Here is an 11,796-nt window from a genome sequence, read left to right on the forward strand (position 1 = left end):
CTCAGAGTAATGAGTAGTATCATTGTCATTAATGGCATTGGCAATGATAGGACCTACATATAGAGTCACTGCATCATGCAACTAATTGAGGATAAGTTTTTTTATGCAGCACATACCAGACATGTTATGGTGGTTCATCCATCAGGTCCTTATGGTGATATGCCAAACGAAGGCTATCATGCACGGGATGTTCAAGGGTTTGCCTGGTACCCAAATTGTGTGACCTTTGACCTTGCCAATGGTGACAGCTGGCTGACGGTTTACCATTCCCAGAAGTTAGAGATACAGCCTGAGACCACTCGGGCTATTCTTGTTCCTTTTAACGTACCTGGGGATGGCTATATTGAAATAACTGGAAATTTCGATGTCACTAGACTAGATATACCCACTGGACAATACCAACTCTTATTTGAACTCAGGCTATTAACCGAAGATGAAATCTTTACAACTGAGAAGTATTCCAACTTTAGACCGCAGCAAGCAGATAAAGACTTTTTAGAACCACCTGAGCTGTGCACACTGACATTTACCCCAACTGCTGAAAGAATAGAACCAAAACTCTTGCGATTTACACCCTGGCATATTCCTAGGGAATTTCGCAAACAAGTTGAAAAGGGATTGATTTCTCTTGAGTCTTTGGTTCCTGAAACCTTAATTATGTTTGATAATTTACTATAGGACAAACTTTATTAGGTAGTTGACTGAGATAATCTCACCTCACTACCAACGGTTGTATTTATTCGGCATTAAACCGAGGCAACATTCATCGAGTATGTTAAATCAGTTCAAACCCACCCAATGCTTGGATAGAAATGACTTCAATCTCAAGTTACGTCGAAGGTCTAATCGAAGACTTGATTACTAAAGGTGCTATAAAAACTATAGCTATCGAAGCCGCATTTCGATCTGTTCAAAGGCATTTATTGCTAGAGAGCTTTCAACTTTCTAGGGTTAACAAGCAAGAACTAGTCATTGTAAGCGACAAAATGGAGCAGGAGATATGGAGAACTATTTACTCTGATAGCTCTCTTGTTACTCGTTTTAAGCAAACTGCCGCATCAAGCTCATCATCTGAACCATCACTGATGGCCCGAATGCTAGAGCAGCTTGAGCTACGACCAGGGTTAAATATCTTAGAAATTGGTCTAGGAACAGGATACAACGCTGCTTTATTGGCTGAGATAGTAGGTGCTCAAAGTCTTGTAACCTCTCTGGATATCCAGGCTGATGTAGTTGAGCAAACCCATCGGCTATTGAAAAAAGCTGGATATTCAGAGATAGGAGTAGTGTGCTGCGACGGTTTGAAGGGATTCTCACCAAAAGCCCCGTACGATAGGATTATAGCAACTGTTGGTTGCATGGATTTATCCCCCTACTGGATAGATCAGCTTGATACAGTAGGGCTAATCCTATTCCCGCTTCACCATGCAGGGTGGACACCTTTGCTTAAAGTCAACAAGAGTGAAGAAAACCTGATAACCGGATCAATAGTGGGTATTTCAGGCTTTATGCCTATTGATACCGTTGATAGTAAAGTAAAGATTTGGCCTTGTCGCCCAGACATACAACCGGTACTTACGCAGATGGAAAGGCTCCCTCTGTTTGATGACCTAGAAGAGCTCCACTCATCCAAATCGTTGGTATGGGCTTCTTTCCCCAAAGATTTTTACTGTTTTTTATCAATAAAAGACTTGCGCGCATTTTTTAAATGTAAACCACCTGGATACGGTCTATACGATAATTCCAGCGGAATTGTTTTTATCAGTCCAAGCAATAAATGCACTTTCTTGTCTGGGGACATGGGTTTATACAATGCATTGAAAAGCATTTATAGGGAATGGAAGAACATAAAAATGCCTGCCATGGGCGACTATAATATTTCTTTTGTCCCAATATCTCAGAAAAAAAGAAATAATAATTACGTTTCTTTGATAAGACGATCTTTTTTCGATCAGGTAATCAGTATACGGTAAAGGGGGAATTATCGATTGCACTGGCTAAAGGACATAATTTCCAGAGAAAAAGAGCAACAGCACACATAAGAAAGGAAGGGCATACTTGTGTGCGTTATTATTGCTGTACTTGTAAACAAAGGTTTCAAACCTGTGAGTAATGACGTGAGATAATACCACGGGTAAAAAGAATAAAGGGAATAAAGCAAACTGTACCCATGGTGGCGACAACGACAATATCAGCCACATTCAAAGAAGCTGTTGTTAAGAGAGGCTGCAAGCACATCACCATAAGCAAGGCAATGAATAGCAGACTTGCCTGGAAGAGCAGTCCCAGTCCTGTCATATAGCCCAGCGTTTGACGCCGCCACAGCGAAATACCACCGATAATCCAAGCTGGAGTAATAATAAAATCAGCGATTAACACTGAAAATTCTGCTGTAGCAATTGGAGTTTGGCTAACGAGAGCATTTACCATAACCCCAATCACTCGCAAGAAAAACAACAACCCAAAACCCACTAAGGTAGAGCCACTGACCCTTTCCGGCACAACGCCGACCAGCTGTTGTTTAACAGTTGGTCCATCAATACTTGCAACCAGGTAGCTCAGAGTATATGTGCTCAACATAACCAATATCAGACAGAGCAGGAACATGATATTGAGAGGAAGGGCAAAAATATACGCAATGTAGTTGTAAAGTACAAAAAAAATCGCACCTGGCCAAAATAACAAACCGATCATCTGGCCTTGTCGGGTAAGCCACATTGAACCCAATAATATTGGTATACCGAGACAAAGATTAACCACATCATTGGGCATAAATGCCTGAAACAGGTCATCGGTTGGATAGACAACCGTACCGTAGAGTACGCCCGTGATGGAGGTTATTGCCACCACCAGCGCAATGATCAGGGAAAGGATGTAGGCAAGCTTGAGGGGATACCTGATAGGTAACGTAATCTTATGTGTATGCTTACCCATGGCAATCCCTCTCAGATATGAGCATAGACAGCTACCAGATGCTGCCTAATGCTCAACTTAATTAAATAATCTGAGAAACCTGTGAGGCCATTAACGCCATTAATAGTCCTTAAGGGGCTGAACAAAAATAAAGACCCAGGTTGGGGCTGTCGATGGGTGGATGAGTGATGGGGTAATGGGGGGATTATTTAAGCGCAAGTGCCTTAGCTATGGGTGCGGAGGAGTCATCGATGATTGATAGCTTTGCTATGGTGTGGGTCAATGACGTTGCTCAAGATAGCAACAGGAATCATAGGAATCATGGGTAACAAACAAATGAGCCACTGGTTCCAGGTCAACGGTGCAGTTTCAAAGAGTATATTCATCAGAGGCACCTGGCTAAAGACTAGCTGTAGTGCAACAGCTCCAATAATGCCTACGAGCAAGATCGGTGCATTGGTTACCGAATTAGAGCGACGACTAACGTAGTTGAACAGACTCACCCCCAGTTGGCTAATGCTCAGTAGATAGATAATCCGAGCGGCGACCAGGGATTGAATCGCCATTGTCCGGGCCACCGCAATATCACCCGTCGTTGCTTTTGCCCACTCAAAAATACCAAAAATTAAAATCCAATTAAACAACGAAACGGTTAAAATTCGTCGTAATAATTTTTTGGTTAGCAACGGTTCCTTGGGATTGCGAGGCGGTTGCTGCATCAACCCGTTAGACTTTGGTTCAAAGGCCAGGGGCACGGTCATGGTGAGGGAATTGATCATATTCAGCCACAGCACCTGAAGCGAAAGAATAGGTAAATCCCTGGCCAGTAAGGCACTAATCAAAATGGTCATGGATTCACCGCCATTGACGGGTAGGAGAAATGCGATCGCTTTTCTCAGGTTTTGATAAACCGTGCGACCTTCTTCCACAGCCGCTTCAATTGAGGCAAAATTGTCGTCGGTCAGCAACATATCAGCGGCTTCTCGGGCCACTTCTGTACCTCCCTTGCCCATGGCAGTGCCAATATCCGCTTGCTTTAACGCTGGGGCATCATTGACACCATCACCCGTCATAGCGATGATTTCCCCCTTACGCTGTAGCGCTTCCACCAGCCGCAATTTTTGAGTGGGCGCAACCCTCGCAAAAACATCACCGTCATCAACCGCTTGGGTCAGCTGGCCATCGTCCATGGCAGCCAGTTGTTGCCCCTCATAGGCAATCACCTGCTTAGATTTCTGAATACCCATGCGTTGAGCAATCACACGGGCCGTGGCAATATGATCGCCAGTGATCATCTTGACCTGAATGCCAGCGGAGCGGCAGGCATGAATAGCTGCAATCGCCTCTGGTCGGGGCGGATCAATCATGCCCTGTAACCCTAGAAAAACTAACCCTGTATCGATGTCGTCATGATCGATGGCATGGTGATGTTCACCCACCTCTTTTTGAGCAAATGCCAACACCCGTAATCCATGTTCTGCCATGGAATCTACCGCTTGCTCAATTTCGGATAATGACAGCTGAATCCTGTTGCCATAGGCATCCATCATGTAGGAACAGCGAGCAAGAATAGCCTCGACTGAGCCTTTGACATAAATGACTCGGGGATGGGCATCGTGTAGCGTTGCCATGTACTGATACTGAGACTCAAACGGAATTGAATCTAACCGAGGTTTTATGGCCGCTAACCCAGATTGACTCAATTCGGCTTTAGCTGCAGCTGTGACCAATGCCCCCTCAGTGGGATCCCCCACCACTGACCAGGTGTCATCTTTCATTTGCTGTAAACGTGCATCATTACAAAGCACACCAGCCGTGAGACAGCTCTCTAAGGCAACTGGCACGCCAGTCTCAAATGGGCTGACCGTACCGTGATCAGTCTCTATGGTAATGTCCCCCTTGGGACTGTAGCCTGTGCCAGTCACCTGATAAAACTTACCAGCATAAATTGACTGGACCGTCATCTGATTTTCTGTCAGCGTGCCGGTCTTATCAGAACAAATCACCGTTGCTCCACCCAGGGCTTCAACAGCGGGCAGCTTACGGATAATGGCATGACGGCGAGCCATGCGGTTTACACCAATGGCCAGGGTAATGGTTACTACTGCGGGCAAGCCCTCCGGAATCGCACTCACCGCTAGGGCCACCGCCGCTTCAAACATATATTCCCAGGACTCTCCTTGCCCCAGACCAATGGCAAACGTCAGGGTTGCCAGGGTCAAAATGCCATAGAGCAACAGACGACTAAATTTTGCAAATTTTCGCGTTAGGGGCGTACTCAGGTTGACCCGCTGCTCCATGGATTGGGAAATTTTGCCAACCTCGGTCGCATCTGCTGTGGCAACAACAATGCCTGTACCCTGACCAAAGGTAACAAAACTGCCAGCGTAGGCCATATTTATCCGTTCTGCCAACAGTGTATTATCCCCTAACGGCTGAATAGCTTTGCTCACGGGGACAGACTCCCCTGTGAGAGCTGACTCATCCACCTGTAGATTACGCGTCTTGAGCAATCTTAAGTCTGCCGGAACTTTATCTCCTGATGTCAGCAAAACGATGTCTCCGGGCACCAAATCCTGAGATGGCACTTGCAACATTTGCCCCTCTCGGATAACCGTTGCTTCTGTGGTCACAGCCTTTGCCAAGGAGGCAATTGCCCCTTCTGCTTTAGCTTCTTGAATATAGCCAATGATGGCATTAAGGACGGTTACGCCCCAAATAACGGCGGCGTTAGTCCAAGACCCTAAAGATGCTTTAACTGCGCCTGCAATCAACAGAATATAGAGGAGTGGTTGATGAAACTGTAGGAGAAATCTCAACCAGGCCGGTTTTCCTGGTTTAACAGGCAGCTCATTCCAACCATAAATCTCGTAGCGCCTGGCAACCTCTTCTGCTGTCAACCCCTGAGTCAGGTCACTATCCAATCGCTTGATGGCCTCATGAACAGAAAGTTCATGACTGGAACGAGATTTCAGCTGAGATTGCACCATAACGTTTAAAGATTTACCCGAAGATTCTCTATGAGCTGATGCTAACAAGGCAAAATAAGGATACTCTCATCTGCCTACACCCGCATGGGTTGATGCTAGCAAAACAGAATCTTGATGTTTACGATCACACATAGAAGATGTACATCGTAATAATAGGGATTTTTAGACTTAATAGCTTGCTAATGGATGTGTGATTGATTAGCATCTGCATTAGAGTTTTTTAATGACAACAACATGTTGTTATAGATAAAAATCTATAGTCTTTAGTCTTTGATACACTCAAATCTATTAAGATTAATTTAAATATAGGAGTTATGCATTGACAAAAGTTCATCACTAGCGCTGAACAAATGTGGTTTCTGTTGTGTACTTTAGAATAAACTGACGGATGACGGGTATAAACAACTGTCTCGATATCTCATAATAGTTTCCAATCACCCCGACGCACGATACGCATTAACACTTGGACAGGCATCGTCCTAATACTTATTGCTTTGCTATCTTAATTCTGACGGTGTGATTTTTTGCAATGCAGGTTTTAGGCTTTCGAAGATTAGCGATATTTACACTGGTATTTGTTTTGCAAGGATGCATAAACAGGTCGGTGGTGGCACTCACAAATGATCCTTTGCTTCCCTCCCCCCTAGCAAATAGAGGAAAGCAAAACACTCAGATGACGTCCCTAGTTGTTGAAGAAGGGGCGAGGTTCCCCGGTAGATTTGAGAGATTTACTCCCGATGGCCAAGGTCTAGTCACCTATGACTTTGATAGCAACCAGACTCGCATATTCAACCTAGATGGCACAGAGCGGATGGCCTTTACAGACACCAGTATCGGGTTTGCTCCTGAGGGACAAATCATGGCATTGATGTCACCAGGAAGTTTGAGGGCATCTTCAGATGTAGACTACACCACTCGATTAATGACTCTGAATGGAGTAGAGATTGCTCAGCTTCAAGGGGCCACCACCACGTTTGTCCCTAATGAGCAACTGCTCGTAATCCATGATATCCCCAACGACATTTCCCGTTTGGTCACCTTTGAAGGCCATGAAATTGCCACATTGAGAGGGCGCTACTTCGGCGAATCTCTAACACAGCAAGATTTAGTCACCTATTCCAAAACTGAAGGTCGATATTATCTATACGACATGGATGGACAAGAAATCGCTTCTTTCCCAGGTGACATTGAAGGCTGGCAAGCAATGCCAGGTGGACAACAAGTCCTTGTTTTCGGAAATGGACAAACACGCCTGTTTCGTTATGACGGAGTGGAATTAGCAACATATTCAGGGCATGGTACTGGGGCTCTACCTGACGGTCAGGGAATTTTCATTTCTTCTACAGAAGTAAACACCTCTCGTTTGCTTGGTCTTGATGGCAAAGAAATAGCATCATATGTAGGTACCTTTCCTACATTGACTCCTAATAATCAGCGAATCATAACGCGATCATTTGAGAGTGCCGAAACTCGAATATACACTCTCAACAATGCTGAGGTAGCGGTTCTACCCGGCCTATTCAGAGAGTTTACACCGAATGGAGCAGGGGTGGTCATAACTAACCATGACGTGCAAACAACAACTCTGTACACATTAGATGGAACTGAAATCGCGACTTATACTGGCGAATTTAGACAGTTTTGGCCTGAGTACAACAGTGTTATCACATCCACTTCTCAACTCACCGATTCATCTCCTTACCCAACAATCTATACCCATATATATAGTCTTAACGGCGAAGAGCTTGCTGTATTGCCTGGTAGTTTTGGGGGGATATCACCGCATGGAGACACCATTACGGTTTCTCCTAATAACGTCTCTCGTACTGATTTATATGAAGCCCGTGTAGACAATTAAGCGACATGCATTGGGCTAATAAAAGACATAGCCCCTACGAGGCTTAACGCTGCATCGCTCTGATGAGAGCCGGTCTTGGTTTTAATCGTTCTAAATAGGCCGCAATATTGCTGTGTTGGTCGGATAACAGACCGAGCATGTTGATGGCCAGTAAACTGACGGACACCATAATATCGGCCCCTGTAAATGAATCACCAACAATATAGGACTGGTTAACTAGCTCATGATCAACACATGCGATCGCAATATCCAATTCCTCTTTCATGGCAGCTACAACAGTTGGTGCAGTCTTTTCAAACCGACGAATAGCATTGATATAGGGATTCAGGGTACCTTCTGGAAAATGCATCCACTGCAAAAAGTTAGCCCGTAGAGGAGCCCCTTTGGTAGGAGCGAGATGACCGCCACCGTAGCATTCAAGTAAATACTCAATAATCGCCCCTGACTCACCCATGGTAATGGCACCATCTTCCAGGGTGGGAAATCGTCCAGTTGGGGTGTCCTGGGCAAAAATCTTACCGTCCTCGGGTAGCTTCAGCTCCACCGGTTCCAACACATAGCTCAACCCAAGTTCTTCCAACAGCCACAGCACCCGCAAAGAGCGCGTCATCGGATTGTGATAAAGCTTGATCATACTGCTCCCATCATCTATTCAAGAATGTCTGTACACAAAAGCTCGGCCACCAAGAACCAAGAACCAAGAACCAAAAACCAAAAACTCACATCACTGCACTATTTCAATATCCACCGTCAAAATCTCCAGCTGAGCTTGTAATTCTGGAGAAAGTTCTGCCTGATAGCGTCCACCGAGATGGTCGGCAAAAAATCGCTCCAGGGCAGCGGTCGTGGCAAATATATTGTCTTCTTGACGAAAGCCATGGCCTTCATCCAGGGCCACCAAATATTCCACCGGGCGGTTACGCTCTCGCAACGCAGCAACAATTTGATCCGACTCAGCTTTGGGAACCCGTGGATCGTTAGCACCTTGCACAACCAATAGCGGTGCCTGAATTTGATCGGCTGCAAATAACGGGGATTGGGTCATGAGACGGTTGCGATCGCGAGGATCATCCGGATTGCCAACCCGTAAGCTTAAGCTATCCCGAATCGGCACCCAGTAGGGTGGTATTTCCTGCATCAAGGTAATCAAGTTTGAGGGACCCGACAGAGAAGCCCCAGCCGCATAAAGCTCAGGTGTAAAGGCTAGTCCGGCCAGGGTCGCATACCCCCCATAGGAGAACCCTGTAATGCCGATACGTTCTGGATCAGCAATACCTTGGTCAATCAGGTACTGTACTCCATCGGTGACATCGTGCTGCATCACCCCTTTGCCCCAGGATCGACTTTGCCCCGTCTCCAAATCAAGCAGTTCTAATTGAGTCAAATCTGTATCTCGATTGGTTTTCAGATATATCTGCTGACCGTTAGGATGAAATTGCACTGGAGCACAGGTTTCCTCCAATGCACACCTATAAATGGGTTGAAAATTGCCATTCTCAACCTTGAGAAGTTCGTTACCCCCTGCTAAAGATTGACGATGGGCCAACCGCACAGTCCCCCCCTGGTCAACAGTCCAATCAGCAATAGTCTCGTCATTTTGGATAATTAACGAACGCTCTCCTGTCGTCAAGTTGAGACGATAAACATCGTAAAACTTTGGATCGCGGTCGTTAAGCCCAATAACAATTTCATTGGGCGTCTGCTGGGGAATGCCATAGAGCTGTACCGTGGCATTATCCACCGGCGTTAAATTTCTAGTAACAGGCGTCTCACCCAGGGCTGTGCCGAGTTCTGCCCCATGGAGATGGAAATTCTCATTCCCCCCCTTATCTTGAATGTAGAGAATATAGCGACCATCGGCACTCCAAAAGTAAAAGAATATTGGGCTCTCTGTGTCAGACGTGACCGGATACGCAGCAGAAAACGGCTCGTCAATGCCTTTAACCCAAACGTTCATGACACCGTTTAGCTGTTTTTGAAACGCCATAAAGTTGCCATCAGGAGAGAGTTGAGCTCCAATGATCTCAGGATCAGCTAAAAACAACTCACGATCCATCAGGGGAGGTAACGTTTTCTGATCGCTGACTGCTGAATGCGCCATCCTGGCGCTTATCTCTGGATGAATCGGCGATCCCCATGACCGGCTAACACTATTCCCCACCAGGCTAGCGGAGATTATCATCAGACTGATGCTGAGGTGTAGTCGGTTCATGGGATTTACCACAAAAGTGGAACAGCGTTTGAAATTTAGCAGACTGCATCAACGCGTTTCCATATCGGAAAGTCATGGTGAAAAATGACGTTTGTCATCAGAGTTGTTATCAACCATGGGCGCAAGCTTACATTTAATAACCCCCAATGCCACAGGCACCGGGGGCTGTTTCGTTATAGTGAGCTGGCTATAGAATGAAGAAGCAGTATGTCTGCTCTCTATGTTTATACAATGGCCTAAATTCAGTTTTCGGACATAACTTCCATAACCATATTCATAGAATGCAGGAAAAATGTCTGGAAAGAGACAAGCTTCAACCAACTGTGATAGACATCCTTTACTTTCGCATGACTCCGTGCATTTTCTGAGGCTAAGAGATAATTCGAGCTGAGTGCTCCCACTGAAAATCTTTATATACCTCTAAAAAAATTAGGCCTAGCTATCTTACGGAGAATAGCTAGACGTATTGATGGCATCCATTGCATCTTCAATGGTCACTTTAAATATATATATATCCATTAATTAGATAATACAATTACAATTAGATAATATATTCCAGCATGGTGGCCATGGGTGATCAAAATTTGAGCCTGACTCCTAACCAGGAAATTATTTTGTCAGCGCTGCGTTTGCGCCGACGCTATGGGTTAGAAATCATAGAGGCGATTGAAAACAGTGGCGGTAAGCAAATTGGGTTTAACTCGCTCTACCCCAATTTGAAAAAGCTTGAGCAGAAAGGCTTTGTCAAATCTGAATGGGGTGATGAACTGCCTGAGGAGCACACGGGGGCTCGGCGGAAGTATTACCGAATTACGGGCACAGGGGTGCAAGCGCTGGATGCAAAACGCCAGCAGTTAGAGGATGTAGCTCATTGGATTCCGGAGCCCAAGGGGGTATGACATGGCTGATAAGGATGTGGCATTAGCTGGCAAAATTGCAAATTTTATCAACCGTTTTCCTGATGATTGGCAAGAATATCAAGACTGGCTCAGGGCAATTATGTCGTCTCGACCAGGGCTATTGGAGCAGTATCCAGCCTGGCAAGCGACGTTAATCTTTCGCTGGCGTCTGTTTTACTTTGTCAGTTATGTGGCTAGCGGCATCTTTTTCAGGTGGCTGCTGAATCGAATAAAAGATTATTTCCCATCGAGAACCTGGCAAACGCCTGAGAGGGGCGTTGTTGTTGGGCAACATAAACCCTATCGCTATAGGCTTCAGCGCGTTGCCACCCTCTTAGCAATTGTAGAGCTGACACTCTGTGGCATGGCTGCCTTAACCGGTGTGATGCTGGCATTTTATTACCAGCCGACCGCTTTAGGTGCACACACCTCGCTCAGTATGATTGCGAACAACGTGGCTAATGGCACTCTAATCCTTAGTTTGCACGATGTTGCGGGCAATGGTCTGATTGTGTTTTCTCTGATTCAAATTGTTGTTATGTTTTTGGGGCGAGAGTTTCTACTGCCCTGGCTGACAGCCTGGATTAGTGGTATTTTGCTGGCCCTGACGGCTATGGCATTAAGTTGGACCGCCATTGTATTGGCATGGGAGCAAACGGGATTCTGGCGGTTTAAGATTGAACTCAATATTTTAGGGTCATTGCCGCTAGTGGGTCCCACACTGCGAGATGTGCTATCTGGCGGTAGCGGCATCAGTAGCTTTACCCTGCAGCATATGTACATGTTGCACAGCTATGTACTTGCGATCGCAGCTATTTTCCTCTCCATTACGCACTTAGCAACCCTAATTCTGCAAGAACAACAGTGCCAACCTAAAGAAACGCAGTCCAGCTAAGGTTAGCTGAACTGCACGGTTTAGATCGG

General features: G+C 45.7%; 9 protein-coding genes. 5 read left to right on the forward strand and 4 right to left on the reverse strand.

Annotation, left to right across the window (positions count from 1 at the left end; all coding sequences use genetic code 11):
- Nucleotides 1-75 precede the first annotated feature (75 nt).
- Together comJ and SPB21_RS10040 are read left to right on the forward strand one after the other, a co-directional pair.
- Nucleotides 76-678, forward strand: a complete 603-nt coding sequence (comJ, locus tag SPB21_RS10035; protein WP_163696190.1) for a competence protein ComJ — start codon at nt 76-78, stop codon at nt 676-678.
- Nucleotides 679-812: 134 nt separating this feature from the next.
- Entirely contained in the window at nt 813-1,973 is a 1,161-nt protein-coding gene (locus SPB21_RS10040; RefSeq protein ID WP_499866453.1) for a methyltransferase domain-containing protein, read from the forward strand.
- A 124-nt stretch (nt 1,974-2,097) separates the two neighbouring features.
- Here the strand turns inward: SPB21_RS10040 and SPB21_RS10045 are convergent, their stop codons facing one another.
- Both SPB21_RS10045 and SPB21_RS10050 read right to left on the reverse strand, forming a co-directional pair.
- Entirely contained in the window at nt 2,098-2,934 is an 837-nt protein-coding gene (locus SPB21_RS10045; RefSeq protein WP_499866454.1) for a hypothetical protein, read from the reverse strand.
- 224 nt (nt 2,935-3,158) lie between these two features.
- Entirely contained in the window at nt 3,159-5,903 is a 2,745-nt protein-coding gene (locus SPB21_RS10050; protein WP_499866455.1) for a cation-transporting P-type ATPase, read from the reverse strand.
- A 673-nt stretch (nt 5,904-6,576) separates the two neighbouring features.
- On the opposite strand from SPB21_RS10050, the gene SPB21_RS10055 reads away from it, so the two are divergent.
- Nucleotides 6,577-7,761: a WD40 repeat domain-containing protein gene (locus tag SPB21_RS10055; RefSeq protein ID WP_499866456.1), complete on the forward strand. Its 1,185-nt coding sequence runs from the start codon at nt 6,577-6,579 to the stop codon at nt 7,759-7,761.
- A 43-nt stretch (nt 7,762-7,804) separates the two neighbouring features.
- On the opposite strand, the gene SPB21_RS10060 is transcribed toward SPB21_RS10055, so the two are convergent.
- The gene (locus SPB21_RS10060) at nt 7,805-8,395 is read right to left on the reverse strand and encodes a glutathione S-transferase family protein (RefSeq protein WP_499866457.1); all 591 of its coding nucleotides are present in this window, start codon (nt 8,393-8,395) and stop codon (nt 7,805-7,807) included.
- Nucleotides 8,396-8,485: 90 nt separating this feature from the next.
- Nucleotides 8,486-9,973, reverse strand: coding sequence for a S9 family peptidase (locus SPB21_RS10065; protein ID WP_499866458.1), 1,488 nt, complete (start codon nt 9,971-9,973; stop codon nt 8,486-8,488).
- A 569-nt stretch (nt 9,974-10,542) separates the two neighbouring features.
- Between SPB21_RS10065 and SPB21_RS10070 the strand changes: the two genes are divergently transcribed.
- Nucleotides 10,543-10,872: a PadR family transcriptional regulator gene (locus SPB21_RS10070; RefSeq protein WP_499866459.1), complete on the forward strand. Its 330-nt coding sequence runs from the start codon at nt 10,543-10,545 to the stop codon at nt 10,870-10,872.
- Nucleotide 10,873: 1 nt separating this feature from the next.
- On the forward strand, nt 10,874-11,767 hold the full coding sequence (locus SPB21_RS10075) for a cytochrome b N-terminal domain-containing protein (protein ID WP_490796175.1): 894 nt from the start codon (nt 10,874-10,876) through the stop codon (nt 11,765-11,767).
- Nucleotides 11,768-11,796 lie beyond the last annotated feature (29 nt).

Source organism: Leptothoe sp. ISB3NOV94-8A, assembly GCF_043421595.1.
In the GTDB taxonomy this organism is placed as follows: Bacteria; Cyanobacteriota; Cyanobacteriia; order Phormidesmidales; family Phormidesmidaceae; genus Leptothoe; species Leptothoe turfae.